This is a genomic window from Beduini sp., from assembly GCF_047239305.1.
Lineage (GTDB): Bacteria > Bacillota_I > Bacilli_A > Erysipelotrichales > Coprobacillaceae > Beduini.
The window spans coordinates 1-16,005 of sequence record NZ_JBKTEM010000025.1 but is presented as its reverse complement, the minus strand read 5'-3'; the positions used below and the strand labels follow the sequence as shown (position 1 = coordinate 16,005).

The following is a 16,005-nucleotide window of genomic DNA, read 5'->3' as shown; positions in this document are numbered from 1 at the left end:
CAAAACGTCATGTGGAAGATCGTTAGATATCTTCTTTTTATTTTATATAAGAAAGGAATACTTTTGTGTATTCCTCTTTTTTTATTCATTTCCATTATTTTTAATAATAGTTTGATACCAGTAGTAAGAATCTTTGCATATTCTGTCTAATGTTCCGTTTCCTTCATTATCACGATCTACATAAATAAAGCCATAGCGTTTAGCCATTTCTCCGGTAGAGGCAGAAATCAAATCTATAATCCCCCATGGATTATAAGCAATCAGCTCCACCCCATCCTCGATTGCCTTTGACATTGCCTGTAGATGCTGTTTATGATATTGAATGCGATAGTCATCGTGAATCTTTCCGTCAATGCATTGATCACTTGTTCCCAAACCATTTTCGACAATCATTAAAGGCAGCTGATAACGACCGTAAATTTCATTCATGAAATAGCGCAGTCCTTGTGCATCTGTTGCACTTCCCCAATCCGTATAGTCTAAATAGGGATTTTTAGCACCTAAAGCAAAATGCCCATTTGCTTTTGAGGCATCCTGATGTGTTGTTGTACATGAAGTAGCATAATAAGAAAAGGAATAGAAATCAACTGTCCCCTCTTTTAAGTCTTTTTTATCCTGTTCACTTATTTCTAACTGAACATCATATTGCTTCCATAAACGTTGCGCATAATATGGATATTCCCCTCGGCACATAACATCTGAACAATAATAGATGACTTTTTGCCAATAATGCTGATTAGCTTCTATATCCTTTGGATCACAGGTAAATGGATAGGAAGTGACACCGCAAAGCATGCAGCCTACCTGATTATTCGGATCAATTTCATGAGCCTTTTTTACCGCATGGCTGCTTGCTACAAATTGATGATGCAGCTGCTGGAATGAATTTTGATATAAACCTGAAGAAACATTTTTATCCATAAAATCAAAAACCAGTAATAATTGATTGATCTCATTGATGGTCAACCAGTATTTTACTACTCCTTTATATTCTTTGAAGATTGTTTCACAGTAGCGATCAAAGCATTCAATGACTTTACGATTCTGCCATCCGCCATAGGTTTCTTCTAAATATAGAGGAATTTCGTTATGAACGATGGTGACTAAAGGTTCGATGCCATAGTAATGCAATTCCTCAAATACCTTATGATAAAAATTCAGTCCTTCCTGATTAGGTGTTAATTCATCACCTTTAGGGAAAATACGTGCCCATGAAATAGAAATTCTTAGCATATTAATACCTAACTCGGCTAACAGACGAATATCTTCTTTATAGCGATGATAGAAATCAATAGCTACATGATTAGGATAATATTCGTCCTCTAAGACAATGCCATGACATCCCTTAGGTATCTTATGGAATATTGGTCCGCGTTTGATCTGCTGCGTCGCAGGATCTATATAAGTGATACTTCTTAAACGGTCTTTAGCTCCTGCTGTTGATACATCACTCATAATTAATCCACGTCCGCCTTCATTATAGGCACCTTCACACTGATTAGCGGCTAAGGCACCGCCCCAATAAAAATTCTTTGGAAAACTCATCTTATACCTCCGTTCTCTTTTTTAGATGACTTTTATTTCTTGTATAAATAAGGTAAAATAGAAAGTAACAGGGAGGAATCAATATGCACTTAATGGACAAATTAAACCAGATTATTAATGAATCTACACCGGATCGGATGGAATATTGGTTTGCTGATTTTGTCAAAAGCCATTTTGATCAAGTAGGAGAAATGACGATTGAAGATCTAGCTAAATCTTGTCAAACCTCGACCTCTAGTATCTCAAGGTTAATCAATCAATTCGGCTATGAAAACTATAAGTCTTTTCGTCACGACTGTGCTTATAATGCCAAAGCTTTAAAACAACATATGATTTTATCACAGGATGTGCGTCCTTTGCATCTAACTCCCGAGAATATTGATCACTATTTTAATCAAAGACTACTGCCCTTTTTAAAAGCAATTCAAAAAAAGGATATTGAATTTGTTCGAGATGTCTTTGACTATTATCCAAAAATCTATTTAATCTCAATGGTCTCTATGAATGTTGTAACGCAGCATATTCAGCTTTCTTTGAGCTATATCCATAGGGAAAAAGTTATCATCATTGTTAACGATTATAACCAGCTTTCCTCTCTTTCAAAGGAAGACTGTGTTATTGTTTTTTCTAATACTGGAAATATTTTCAAAGGGGAAAACCGTGTAGGGCGTCATCTCTTGCATTGCCAAGCCTATAAGCTGCTGCTGAGTGCCATCGAAGCTCCTTCTTTAACTTACTTATTTAATCACTGTATCCCTGTTTTCAAGAATGCTGCACAAACCCAATCCCTGGCAAACTCACAAATCTATGTGCATCTCATGTTCTTTTTTATAGAAATGGTACTTACTTCCTAATCTTTCTATTTACATCTCTATTTTAAATGAAGTCAGATCGTAAAAATTAAAACTTGCAGAAAATGCAAAAAATGAGTTGGGAGGTTTTCCTAACTCATTTTATCTTAAATAAGTAATTTCATCGACTAATTCAATACCTAAATCATTTAAATACTGGGTTGCCTTTGCTTCCCATTTTTTATCTTCATATTGAAATAAGTCATGTGCATCAATCCCTAAGATCGCTGTATTTTTATTTCTAGCTGCAATTTCCCAGAAGCTCTCATTTGGATAATGACGCTGTGTGCTATATCCTAATAAATTGAATTCCAAGGGAATATTCATTTCTTTTGCGGCTGCACATAAGCGTTCCATCTCTAATTTATAAATAGGACTTTGAACATCATAATAATGAATAACATCAGGATGTGCCACATATGAATATAAACCCGTTTTCATTGCCGCAATCGCATCATCTACGTAGCGTTTCAATATACGGTCGTCCGCTGTCTTGGTTCCATAATAAGGACCATGTTCATCGCTGTCTTTAAAATGATTTCCTAAAATAATATAATCAATCTCTTTTTCCTTTAAAGTTTCTTTCAGCCAATCCATATATAGAGGATAATATTCACATTCTAAACCAATTTTCACCTCTATTTTATCCTTGTATTTTTCTCTTAGTGCTTTCAAAGTTTCTAAATAGTTATCCAACTCAGATAATTTCATACGCATGGTTGGAACAAATTTAGAATTATAATGCCATGGAGAGTGATCAGAAAATCCGATCACGTGATGTCCGGCTTTAATCGCTGCTTCGATATATTGTTCTTCATTGCCGCGCGCATGATTACAGCGTGGAGTATGGGTGTGGTAATTTGCTTTCATAACGTTCCTTCTTTCCTCATTTATTATATACATTGCCCCCTTTTTTGCCAAGGAATAAATATTTATTTTACCTATTCTTTACAAAAAGACTCCTAAAGCACTAAATTGAGGCTTTAAGAGTCTTTGATGATCCCTACCATTTCTAATAAATAGCGTGCATTGGTAGTATGGCAGCGTCCCGAACGAATCTGATAGTCAAACGTAATCTGCTTATCCGCATAATCTTCTTTGAAATGATAATTGCTGAGTGGCAGAGTCTTTTCTAAATCACACAGTTCAAAATCATGTGTTGATACAAAAACTAATACATTATCTTTAATCAAGCGTTCAATAGCTGCTTTAGCTCCTACAATACGATCTGCGGAATTAGTTCCCTTGAAAATTTCATCAATAAAACAGCAAATCGGAATATGTTTGTCACTTTCATCAATCATCTGTTTTATGCGTTTTAATTCAGCGTAGAAAGTCGATGTACCGCTGCTTAATTCATCTTCAATACGCATAGAAGTTAAAACATGCATATAAGACAGCGTTGCTTTTTCAGCACACAAAGCCCCTCCTGCAAAAGCTAATACCATATTGATACCTAAAGTCCTTAGGAAAGTGGTTTTGCCTGACATATTTGATCCTGTGATAATATTTGCTTGATGAACTAGGTGAAATGGATTTGCAACCGCTTCTTCCTGATTCATTAACGGATGATAAACACCATTAAAATCAATCATTAAAGGTTGTTCCACTAAAGTCGGAAAGGCTGTGACTGTTTTCGTTTGAGGAATAATGGCTAAACTAAGCAGCGCTTCAAGTTCACCAAACTGATCAAACCAAGTCAGCACTTCTTCACTGTATCTCGTTTTCCATTTAGCTAATCGATCAATGCACAGCAGATCATAAACTACCAATCCATTTAAAAAGAAATTTCCAATCACATTCTGACGCTGACTGATCATTTCACTTACTAAGTAGATATCGTGAATACCTTGAGCAGCTTTCCCATTTTGAATATCCTTCAGCAAAGCCTCTAAATAGGGAGAATGACAGTGAGTCTCTTGGATCAATGTAAAAATATCCTGATAACGATTTAATGACTTGGAAATAGAATGTACCAATTCAAAGTGAGTATGATAACTTAATCCCCCAATATTTGCTACTAATAAATTGACCAAGATACCTAGAAACATCACTGATCCGCTAGCGGCACCAAACACCTTAAATAGACTTAGGATCATAATCATAACCGTGACGAAACGAACAATCCAAGCATATCGCTGAGGCTTGATTCCTTTTTGTATTTTCTTTAGAAACTCCTTTAAGGCAGCAATATCATCTTTTTTATTTGTATCTGCCAGCAATGTTTGAATCTCAATCGAAAAATCTACATTTTCTGCTAATTCCTTTACAGCCGCTTGTCGTTGGCTTAATTCTTCTAAAGAATAATTCGGATGAACAAGACTATCAACTAATTTTTGCTGTCCTAATGATGTTTTGGCGACATTAAGAAACTGAAACAAGGAATGCTTTCCTAATAAGTCTAAATCTTTAGCAATGAAATATTCATTCTTTTTATATCGCTCACCGGTCTCTTTAAATTCAGACCAATGATGATCAAATCGATCTTGGTACTGTTTTAATACTATCGCCTTATTTTCGTGATACATCAATTGTTTTTTTATTTTCCCATGAAAATAAACTAAACCTATAAAAATAAGGATGGACAATCCCAGCATTGAAAAATAGGGGACAGTTAAATGAGTAATATTAATATAGACAAAAAGCAAAAAAACAACCATGACAATCGCTCTTAAAAATGTATAGCGATTCGATGTTTCCTTTAGCTTACGAAGGATATTCTCTTCTGTCTGATAAAGCTCTTCATAACGTTTCTTATACATAAGCTCACCTTCTCTTTATTGGTAAAAGTATACCACAGATTTCATCTGTTGCGAAGATGTATAAAAAGGCAATGACATACAAAAAAAACACAGATTTTGCAATCTGTGTCTTATTGTTTAACATATCCTTGACTTACTAATTCTTCAGCAGTTTTATCGAATGAAAAATATTCATTTTTAGAATAAGGTTGATCATAAGTTACAGCATCCTTATTTTTTCTAGCAGTTTTATAATCAATTGTTTCTGTACTTTTATATACTTTTCCGCCTTCATCAACAGAATATTCATAAGTTACATATTTACTGCAGTCTGTTCCGTTGTTTCCACCCGGACATGCACGATATGATTCTGATTCCGTTTTTAAATCTTCAATGTAAGCCTGATAAGTTTCTTCATCTGTGAATGTCACAGTTAATTCATCTTTCGTTTCATCTAACCAGTCTGTCTTACTTTTTTGAGTTCCTTTTAAAGTTACGACTTCTTCATAAAGAATTCCCTCATCTTCAAACGAATATACATATTTCGCTTCCAATGGTTTTGATGAGCTGCATCCCGCTAGCAGCATCAGGGCTAAACACCCAACTAATAGTTTTTTCATATAATATTTCTCCTTTTATTCCCTACATATAGAATATCACAAAAAGAAATAAATTTCACCCTAAAATGTCACAAAATGTTAAAAAATTGTATTTTTTCTTCAACAATTTGTTCATCCTCTAACATTGCTAACAACTCACTCAATCTTCCTTCCGTAGTCTCACCAGTGAACAGCTGATTAAAAGCATTACGAGTAATTTTCATACTTCGGTCTGAGAAGTAAAACTGAATGCAATTCATATTATCGATATAACTAAAGGTAGCTAAAGAGTTATACAGTATTGATTTATAGACATAATATTCGTCTCCATTTAAAGCATCAATATTCCAACTGACATCATGATAATACACATTTAGCTGATAATTTTCGCTTAAAATTTCGATCGAATAACCATATTGATTCAACGGTAAGGCATTAATCAGATTTCCAACCTTAGAATTATCCCCGATATAGGCTGTATGAAATCGTTCTAAGGAATGAAAATACTGACTGCTGAATTGATCATTCGATTCCTGTGGATCGGTATATAATGGTGTATAGATAGGAGATGTCATTTCGGGAAAATGAAAAATAGTCTGGTTGAGAAATGGTAACAAAAAGAATCCGATGCCAAATAAGATGACCAATCCTAATATGACCATTCGGGTATTTAAGTGCTGAGTATTTTCTTTTACGATCTTATCAGAATAATCAATAGATGTTTTCAAGATTTCCTGTTGTGGTGGCGGTGCTTCAAAATGTCTCCCATTTAACAACTCAATAACAGAGACTCCAAGCACATCGCTTAGTTTTTCAAATAAAGAGATATCAGGACATCCTCGCCCACATTCCCATTTTGAAATAGCCTTATTGGTCACATTCAACTGATCTGCCAGCTCCTGCTGGGTAAATCCTTTTTCTATTCTTAATTGATGTATGAAACGTCCAATTGTTTTATTATCCATATGTCTCACCTCTCTTGTATCCTATCATACTCCGCTTATTTTTCCTATCTACCCAGCGTAGAAATACAATATTATGTGAGATATTCAATTAAATTTTATTAAAAATATTTACCATATCTTTTTGTAGCTAAAAATAGAATCCTTTATTTATTATAAATTCTAATAGACTCCCTCTATTTTTTATTAATTCTTATTACAATATCGATAATAAGCAAAATGAAAATAGTTTGCACTATCCCATACGTATATTTTATTAAACTGCGATCATTCCAATCATTTACAAACGAAATAAATGCAATTGGTGCAAAGCTTACCACTATTATTATAGTAAGTATAACCAAAACCCTTTGCATTCTCGATAGTTTCTTCATTTTAACTTAACTTTCCTTTCTATTATAATTTCTTTAAATTTTCATTATTTATAAATATTTCTATATTTATATTATAATACCAAAATGATATCAATTTTATATGTAAAAAACAGGAGTATTTTAGATGGCAAATTCTCTCACTGATAAATATGTATCGATCCTTAAAAACATACTTATCATTAAATAAAGATACTTTTATAATTTCTACTATAAATAAAAGGGACTTAAATGTCCCATAATTATTTAATCAAATTTGTAAACTCATTAATCTCCTATCTCAAGTAGATTAATCGCATCAATTTTTTCCATCAATTCATTCTGCTTATCTTCAAACAATAACTGTTTGTTATGTTCATAATATTTCTTGCAGCCATGAGAATAGATATATTTAGAAATGCCTTTATTAATTGTCATTTCAGTAACTAAAATTAACATTTCCTGCCCTTCGGCAAAGACTTCCTCAAAGAATTCAAACGTATGATTTAAAGCATTTTGGGCTGTTTCATCCTCTTTCTTTAATTCTGTCAAAGCTTTCTGCAATGCACCTTTTACCAAATTAGCAGGACTTTCCTGACGATCATCTAATTTTAATGCTTCAACGATCGTATTTAATAATGCGATAGCACGATAAACTTCTGCTTGATATTCACTAGAAAGGGCATTACCTGATTCTTTTTCGTTTAATTCTGCTTTCAACTCCACTGTTTTCGCTGTAATATTTTGAATATAATCTTCTTTTGTATTACTCGTTGATTGGATTTGTTTTATTTCACCCATTGCTTTACGAATAGAATCTTCCAATTCCACAGTTTTAGAGATCGTATCATCTAATTGAGACATAATCAGTGAAATTAAGGATAATCTTTCATCAAACTTGGCATTTTTAGCACGTAGTTTAATATCCTCTGTGCTTGTTCCGTCAATGATGGAATCCACCTTATAATCCGCCTGATATTTATGGAACAGTTGATAATAATGAGCAAAATCCTTCGCAATCATTTCATCTTGAATATATTGAGCAATAAGATTGTAATCCACCTCGATATTATTCATTTCATAAAGAATGATCATTTGACTTAAATCGTCCCAACCTCTCGCTGTAACAAAGCTTTTTCCATCTACTGTTGTAGAAATACTATAAAAGTTGTTTGATTTAATACTTAAATAAGAAGTGACTACCGGATGAACATTCGTATTGACCGCAAATTCTTTCCAAATTTCATAATCTGCTTCTACCTCAATTTTTTTAAGACGATCCCACATCGCAATATCGAATTCTTTTACTGAGTTGTTGTATTCGGGGGGATTCCCGGCTGTTACCACAATCCATCCCTCGGGTACCTGATGTCTGCCAAACGTCTTATATTGTAAAAACTGCAACATTGAAGGCGCCAATGTTTCAGAGATACAGTTAATCTCATCTAAAAATAAAATACCACTGTCTTTATGCGTTGATTCCATTGCATCGTAAATAGAAGCGATGATCTCACTCATCGTATATTCTGATACTCGATATTTTTCATCCCCATATTTTTTATCCACAATAAAAGGTAATCCCAAGGCACTTTGACGTGTATGATGTGTCATGGAATAAGAAACTAAGGCAATATCCAATTCCTGAGCAATCTGCTCCATAATCGCTGTTTTCCCAATACCCGGTGCCCCTACTAAGAAGACCGGTCTTTGCTTGCTGACAGGAATCATCGCATTTCCGAACTCATCCTTTGTCGAATAAGCTATAATCGCATTCTTAATCTGCTGTTTTGCTTCTTTTATGTTCATTACTTTTCCTCCACCATCTGTTCATTTATTATTTCATCTTCGTCTAATATATATTTAATTGCCCATGAAGGCACTTTAGCGTCCACTAAGTTTCCCTTGTCTAAGAAGACAAAAGCGGTTAAATAATCAGGTTGTTTTTTAGGATAGTTCCCATCTCCATCCGTAAAATAGATGAGTCCTTCCAAATTAATAAATTCTTTCTTCATGATTAATTCATCGACATAATCAAACACAGGTCTAAAGTCTGTTCCACCTAATCCATGTATTTCTATATTCTTAATATAATGATCGAACTCCGATAAGCTGGTGATCTTTTCATCATGCTGTATTTGAGCATCACATTGAATAATATGGATATTAAACTTATTGAAGAAGTTTTCTCTTTGTTGAAAAATATTATATGTTTTCTGTAAGAAAGACTGCACGATATCACCGGATACGGATCCCGATGTATCAATGGCAATCACAAAATCTCTGATGCTTTTTGTTTCCTTGTATTCTAAGGATTCAATCAGCGGCATATTTTTATACAGCTGTAAGCCATAAGTATAAAACACATAATCAAATTCCTCATCATTGATCATTTGCTTTTCACCGGTTGTCATAAACTTTCTCAAAAAGGTTGTATAGTTATATTTTTCTCTGTTTAAACGAGCTAAAGACTGCACCATTGAACTGGCTTGTTCACCATACTCTTTAGAGAATGTTTCAAGATCCGTTTCAATTTTCTCAGAAATATCTTTCCATTCCTTCATAGAATCCTTGATCTTAATAATTTCCTGATCACTTAATTCCTCATTTTCTTTATCCTGGTCATCCGATTCTTCACGATCTTGCTTTGATTCATCATCCGGCTCATCCGATTCATGACTTGCATTGTCAAAACGATTTCTTCCGGATTTAGTTGGATCGTCCTTAGATTCTTCTCCATATAAATTTGTAGAACTGTTTGTAATATCACGAATTGAATACCAGCGGGAATGATCATCAAAATAAAATAAGTCACTTAGCCATTTTATTTGATCTGAATTAAGTTCATCTTGTAAGTAATGATAAACTTTCTGTGCGGTCAAAAGATTGATCTTACTTTTTAGTTTATCGATCTCTTTATTCATCTCTTCACTGTTAGCAATTTCCATACAATCCAAATTTAATTCCATAATCATATTTTCAACGGCTATATCGCACGCTAAATTCCATAATTGCCGATTACAGTTAAACGTTAAATATTGATGTCTAAAGATGGAATGAAGCACAATATGCAAGTAACCGCGTGTTAGAGAATTTGGATTATTCTTAAATGTTTTAATCAAATAAATAGGATCATAGTATAAATAGATGCCGTCACATTCAATGGATAAGGAATTAGGAACAAAGATATACTTCGCTAAAGCAATATCCATGAATCTCAGATGCATCGTAATCTGACTGATTAAGTTTTTAAATATTTCATTACATAGATCAATTAACTCATTATCCATATTTTCCACCTTACTTTATCTCAATTTATTTACTGCTAAACAAAACTTAGCGTTATTGTATCATACTTTTTTAAGAGAAAAGAAATTTTTTATATTATGAAATTAATTTCTGAAAACAAAAAAATGGCATTGCTGCCATTTAAAACATATTCATCAATTCATCTTCTAAACTGCTGAATAGAGATTCACTTTCCTTATTTTTGTATTCCATTAATTTTGCTTTCTGATCACGATCAGTAATCATATGAAAATAAGGCTGTAGATCGACTGATGTGATCAGTCCACTCTCTAACGCTTGATTTAATGGGACATATCGCTTCTCATTAATCAGAAATTCAAGCAGTTCTGTTTTATTTTCACGGCAAGCCTGCTCATAGTTTTCTTTCTGTACGCCCGTATGCTTAGAGTAAGTCTCTAAAAAATTAACCATTAAAATTAATTTAGCGTAGGGCTTCCAATCCGTTAAGTTTACATTTGGAAAATAAGAATTTATAAACTTATAGCTTTCATCTTCTTTTCTTCTAAAACTAAGCATCCAATTATTATCAAAAAAGACGGGTTTTAAAAACAGCGTATCATTTGATTCAAAAGTTAAAGTGCTGCGTGTCAAAAAGGCATTTTCTCCAACCTCTTTTAAATTCTTAGATACTACTATGTTTTCCAAGTTCACGCAATTGACGAATGCTTTTTTACCAATAGTGGTGAGTCCTTTGGGCATCGTAATTGCTTTTAAACTGACACATTCTTCAAAAGCATTCTCACCAATAGTCAATAATGATGCCGGCAATTCGATTGACTCTAAATTCCTGCAGAAGGCAAAAGCGCTGTGATCAATCGATTGAATCGAATCAGGAAGATAAACATTTTTTAAATGATCACATTTATAAAATGTACTTTTCCCTATTGATTTCACCGTTTTTGGAATCGATAGAGTTTCCAGCTTTTTACAGCACGAAAAAGCCCCTCCGCCGATCAATGTCACCGATTCTGGAATTTCAATCTTTCTTAAACATTCACAGCCATAAAAAGCGTGCGCTCCGATGGATGTCACCGATTCTGGAATTTTAACTGTCTCTAAAGTCTCACAGCCATAAAAAGCAAAATCATTGATAGAAGTTACTGACTCCGGGATTACAACGTTGGTGTCCGTTCCATTATATTTACTTAGATTTGAGTTAAATATACTAAATTCTTCCATATTATACTTCCTTCTTCTACTTCATTTATATCATGTTTATTCTAACATATTTCCGTTTAGGGATACATCTATTATTTTATCTAATCATAAATAGGCTATTTTCACAACCTTCTACTATAAAAACGCTCTAATATAATTTTCAATTTTTTGTTAGTATTTAGCTTAAATATATTTAATTCAATCATTTTTGGCAGATTGTTAATTAAATAGAAAAAAGAGACTGCAATCTTTTAGATCACAAAATCTCCATTTTCAAAAATAATAACTTCCTTCCCATCTCTTGTATGTCCCACAATTTTTGTATCTTTTGCACCAATCATGAAGTCAATGTGAATGCTGGAATAATTTAAATTCTTCGCTTCCCAGTCTGCCGGTTCTTGACTTGTTACTCCCACTGTATTAGGGAAGCCTTTTCCCAAAGCAATATGACAGGAAGCATTTTCATCGATTAGTGTATTAAAATAGACCAATCCACTTTCACTAATAGGGGAATGATAAGGTACTAAAGCCACTTCTCCTAAATAGCAGCTTCCTTCATCTTGATAGATAATACCTTTAAGCAATTCTTCCCCCTTTTCAGCGTGAACTTCCACCACTTTTCCATCCTTAAACCGAATTGAAAAGTTATCGACAATTTTCCCGCCTAACATCAACGGCTTTGTGGAATAGACAATGCCATTCGTACGATATTTATCAGGTGATGTACATACTTCTTCTGTTGGAATATTCGGCGAATATTTAATTTCCTCTGGATCCTCTTTCTTTTTTGAACCCCAGCTGTAATCTTCATGAAAACCAAAGATAATATCCGTTCCATTACTTGATGTCATATGAAACGAATCTAAATGAAAGCTATCCAACTTTTCAGTCAGTACTTGACGACGCCTCGCATTTTCCCGCCAGTTATCATTAGCGTCACTATTTTCATCAACATAAGCTAATTTAAATAATAGTGTCCAAAATTCATCCAATACTTTGTCTTTAGCTACTTCTGGCATGATAGCTTCTGCCCACTTTTGATTCGGTACCGCCGCAATGCACCACTGCACATGATCCGTCGCAATACGGCTGCGAATAACATTTCTCAGATCATTGGTAAAGGACTGCATGGCACCCGCTTTGCTTTCATCCATATCCTGCATTAAATAAGGCTGCGGAGAAGTCAGCATTAATGAACATGCTCCTTGTCTCAAATAATAGTCTAAACTTTCTTTTTGCCAATCCAACACTTCGCTTATTTTTTCTTCAGCTAAATGATTCGCTCTAATCTTTTGATACACCGGATCATTATAATGACAAACAACATCACCAGCACCCGCCTCAAACGCTTTTTCGCTCACCACTCTTGCAAACTCTGCACAGTCAATCGGTGACTCAATGATCAAGGTTTGACCCCTTTGTAAGTTCACTCCAGTTCTTACTAATAAATCTGCATATTTTTCCATCAATACTTTATTCATCATATCCCCACTTTCTATTATCAGTATACACGTTTTGTCTCAATAGGGTAAGTCCTATAATGCTCCAATGATTCTTTCTACTTTATTTTTAATAATCGCCTCATCCTCTTCATTAATGGATTCAAGCTGCACTATTCCATATCCTTCAATAAGAATTTTATTGTTATATGCTTTATATCTAACCTCGACACCCACATCTTCCCTTTCTTCATACTCAATAGAAACGACAAAACCATTTACAAGGAATTCATTTGGATTTAATCGTTTATTCTTTATATCGGCGGTATCTGCAAAACTTTGATAAATAGTATGCCTTGATTGTGCAAATACGTGTTGAATATCGATTATCGTATTTTCTTCTAATGGTCGAAAAATAATCGAATAGCTAATCAGTCTGTCATTCAGTCGATAATCATCCTGAGTCATTTTTATCGGAATTTCTTCCCCTACTATTTCTTGCATAAGAGTAACATCAGGGAAGCTTTCTAACGCATTGTCCAATGTTACTTCTCGATTTATATGATAACTAGCACCGGGAACTAAATAAATCAATAGAAATACAATAAGTGTCCAAACAATCGTCGGCATTTTTTTCTTTCGTCCACCTCTCCTGAAGCTACTTTTTTAGACAGAAAGTAAACGATCACCAAATAACATATCAAAGGAATAATTATCAGGGATGTTGACAAAAGCAAATAAAATCCAATATAAAGAAACACCCATAATAGCAGTTTAAAAATCCATTTCTTCTTACAGCGCATATATAAATAACCGCTGACTAACGATAGACAGATAAAAAGCAGTCCAAATATCATATTAGTCTCCATCAAAATCCCTCCTCTACCCCCATTATAACATAATCCCTACTCTCATTTTTCTCATTTATTAAGCTAAAATTAAAGGAAGTCTTTTCACTAAATTGATAAGCTCTTCTCATATAATGTTTCTTTTATCAATCAAATTGGATTAAAAAATATCAGCCTTTCTTCATTCATTGTAGTTAAGTAGAATTTTCATATAATGGAAGCAAGGAGAAAACATTCAGTAGTCAACCGATTTATAAGCATCATTATAAAATGACAGTTTTTTATTTCTGCTTACTGATAAGGCATAATATTAATAAATTATTAAACTATAAAAAGACAATCAATGCCCACATCCCTTGATCGTCTCCATCTATGTGCTGCTAGCTCTCGTATATTGCAGCAATATCATGTATCCTTCGTTTCATTTCTGTACGAATATGCAACGGCTCTAAGCATTCGCATTTATTTCCAAAACTCAAGAGTATATCGTAATGATAGTCGTTTTCTACAAATGGAAAACAAACAATGTAATGCTCATCTCCATCTGGTAAAAAGTATTCATATGAGCAATAATCAAGCACCCTATCCACTACCGACTTGTGAATGCGGATTTTAATTTTGGTCTGCATAGCAGTCAAGATTTCAGTAAATTCTAACTCCGGTTTTTTATGTTCTCGTGGGATAAACATTTTTTCTTCCAAATGAAAGTTTGACATGCGTGATAGTCTAAAAAGGCGAAAGTCATTTCTTTTATGGCAAAATCCATGCAGATACCAATGACTGTTTTTTAATACAAGCTGATAGGGTTCAATAGTTCGTACTGTTTTGTTGCCATGGTGCGCGATATATTCAAATGAAAGCAGCCTGTTCTCCTCTAATGCCATTTTACTTGTTTCTAAATAGCTTTGTATACCGCTATTTCCCATCCATGAACTTACATCAATATGTATTTGATTTGTTTTTAATTCGATGTCTCTCGCTTTATCGGCAGGGATAAAGCTTTTCACCTTTATAAAAGCATTTCTCAGTTCATCATCATGCATCATATTCGAGAGACTGGAAAGTCCCAATAAGATGGTAGAAAGATCAGCAATCGAAAATACCTGTCTGTCAATCTTATATTTAGGCATGATTTCAAAACCGCCCCCCACTCCAGATATTGCCTGAACAGGAATTCCAGCCCTATCAATAGCGTCTATGTCACGATAGATTGTACGCAGTGAAACTTCAAACATATCTGCTAGCTTTTGAGCGCTTATACGCTCTTTATCAAGCAGAGTGATAATAATGCTAATGAGCCTGTCAACTTTCATCAAATAACCACCTTTTAAAATTTATTTGTTTTATTATATATTGCTGCCATAATGCTGTCAACAATCGTATGATATACTGAAAAAGTAAAGTGAGGAGAAAAATATGACACAGAAAAATGCTTTAATCATTATCGATATTCAAAATGACATCACAAAGAACTACAAGGAGATTATCAACAATATTAATAAAGCTGTCGATTGGGCAAATGAACAACAGTTTCATGTGATTTATATAAGACATGAAAATTTATCTGCCGGAACAAGAACATTCAAGCCTAACACACAAGGCGCAGAACTTGCACCAGATTTAAAAATAGTATCAAACAATATATTTACGAAATCAAAGGGAAATGCCTTAACCAGTGAAGCCTTCTTTGATTACGTTCATAAAAATGAAATAACGAATTTCTTCATTACGGGAGCAGATGCGGCTGCATGTGTTAAATCCACCTGCTACAACTTACGCAAAGCAAATTATGATGTGACTGTCTTGTCGGATTGTATTACCAGTTATGATAAAAGAAAAATTGATGAAATGCTGAATTATTATAAAAGCAAGGGCTGCAAAATCATGAATTTAAATGCCTTGTTATTACAGGAAGTTAAATAAAAGACAAGGTTTATGATCCTATGACAAAGATTAAAGACAAAACGGCAATAATAAAATATGAGAAGTCCTATATAAGAAAGAATGACTGATGTATGTAATAATTATATACATCAGTCGTTTTCTCATATAATTCAATAATAAATATTAATTTTAAATGCAGTGTTGCAGTATATTAAATGCTTCATATAATAAAAATAAATTGTAATTATCTATGGGATAATTACAATTTACTATCATATATAAATTTATTATATTAAATAAAAAAAACTGTTTCAAACAGTTA

Annotated in this window: 14 protein-coding genes; 2 read left to right on the top strand and 12 right to left on the bottom strand. The window is 33.6% G+C overall.

The features are described 5' to 3' along the window. Positions 1-81 precede the first annotated feature (81 nt). Complete coding sequence (locus ACLRVU_RS15405) at positions 82-1,545, bottom strand: glycoside hydrolase family 1 protein (RefSeq protein WP_412892372.1); 1,464 nt, start codon at positions 1,543-1,545, stop codon at positions 82-84. A gap of 83 nt (positions 1,546-1,628) precedes the next feature. Here ACLRVU_RS15405 and ACLRVU_RS15400 point away from each other — a divergent pair, with 83 nt between their 5' ends. Beyond that, entirely contained in the window at positions 1,629-2,399 is a 771-nt protein-coding gene (locus ACLRVU_RS15400; protein ID WP_412892371.1) for a MurR/RpiR family transcriptional regulator, read from the top strand. A gap of 99 nt (positions 2,400-2,498) precedes the next feature. Here the strand turns inward: ACLRVU_RS15400 and ACLRVU_RS15395 are convergent, their stop codons facing one another. From ACLRVU_RS15395 to ACLRVU_RS15345, 11 genes are all read right to left on the bottom strand, one after another. Continuing rightward, positions 2,499-3,266 carry a histidinol-phosphatase gene (locus ACLRVU_RS15395; protein ID WP_412892370.1) on the bottom strand — a complete coding sequence of 256 codons (768 nt, stop codon included), beginning with the start codon at positions 3,264-3,266 and terminating at the stop codon, positions 2,499-2,501. Positions 3,267-3,379: 113 nt separating this feature from the next. Beyond that, on the bottom strand, positions 3,380-5,158 hold the full coding sequence (locus ACLRVU_RS15390) for a MutS-related protein (protein WP_412892369.1): 1,779 nt from the start codon (positions 5,156-5,158) through the stop codon (positions 3,380-3,382). A gap of 110 nt (positions 5,159-5,268) precedes the next feature. After that, on the bottom strand, positions 5,269-5,757 hold the full coding sequence (locus ACLRVU_RS15385) for a hypothetical protein (RefSeq protein ID WP_412892368.1): 489 nt from the start codon (positions 5,755-5,757) through the stop codon (positions 5,269-5,271). 68 nt (positions 5,758-5,825) lie between these two features. Further along, positions 5,826-6,701 (bottom strand): helix-turn-helix domain-containing protein, encoded by an 876-nt coding sequence (locus ACLRVU_RS15380; protein WP_412892367.1) that lies wholly within the window; start codon positions 6,699-6,701, stop codon positions 5,826-5,828. Positions 6,702-7,336: 635 nt separating this feature from the next. Continuing rightward, positions 7,337-8,854 (bottom strand): AAA family ATPase, encoded by a 1,518-nt coding sequence (locus tag ACLRVU_RS15375; protein WP_412892366.1) that lies wholly within the window; start codon positions 8,852-8,854, stop codon positions 7,337-7,339. Continuing rightward, the gene (locus ACLRVU_RS15370; RefSeq protein ID WP_412892365.1) at positions 8,854-10,335 is read right to left on the bottom strand and encodes a VWA-like domain-containing protein; all 1,482 of its coding nucleotides are present in this window, start codon (positions 10,333-10,335) and stop codon (positions 8,854-8,856) included. The genes ACLRVU_RS15375 and ACLRVU_RS15370 overlap by 1 nt, the downstream gene beginning before the upstream one ends. 139 nt (positions 10,336-10,474) lie before the next feature. Further along, positions 10,475-11,533 (bottom strand): leucine-rich repeat domain-containing protein, encoded by a 1,059-nt coding sequence (locus tag ACLRVU_RS15365; RefSeq protein WP_412892364.1) that lies wholly within the window; start codon positions 11,531-11,533, stop codon positions 10,475-10,477. A 230-nt stretch (positions 11,534-11,763) separates the two neighbouring features. Next, positions 11,764-12,993, bottom strand: a complete 1,230-nt coding sequence (locus ACLRVU_RS15360; RefSeq protein WP_412892363.1) for an aminopeptidase — start codon at positions 12,991-12,993, stop codon at positions 11,764-11,766. Positions 12,994-13,047: 54 nt separating this feature from the next. Continuing rightward, a complete protein-coding gene (locus tag ACLRVU_RS15355) occupies positions 13,048-13,581 on the bottom strand; it encodes a hypothetical protein (RefSeq protein WP_412892362.1) in 534 nt (177 codons plus the stop codon). Then, a complete protein-coding gene (locus tag ACLRVU_RS15350; protein WP_412892361.1) occupies positions 13,542-13,820 on the bottom strand; it encodes a hypothetical protein in 279 nt (92 codons plus the stop codon). The genes ACLRVU_RS15355 and ACLRVU_RS15350 overlap by 40 nt, the downstream gene beginning before the upstream one ends. A 359-nt stretch (positions 13,821-14,179) precedes the next feature. Beyond that, positions 14,180-15,112 (bottom strand): helix-turn-helix transcriptional regulator, encoded by a 933-nt coding sequence (locus ACLRVU_RS15345; protein ID WP_412892360.1) that lies wholly within the window; start codon positions 15,110-15,112, stop codon positions 14,180-14,182. 103 nt (positions 15,113-15,215) lie between these two features. Here ACLRVU_RS15345 and ACLRVU_RS15340 point away from each other — a divergent pair, with 103 nt between their 5' ends. Then, positions 15,216-15,722: a cysteine hydrolase family protein gene (locus ACLRVU_RS15340; RefSeq protein ID WP_412892359.1), complete on the top strand. Its 507-nt coding sequence runs from the start codon at positions 15,216-15,218 to the stop codon at positions 15,720-15,722. Positions 15,723-16,005 lie beyond the last annotated feature (283 nt).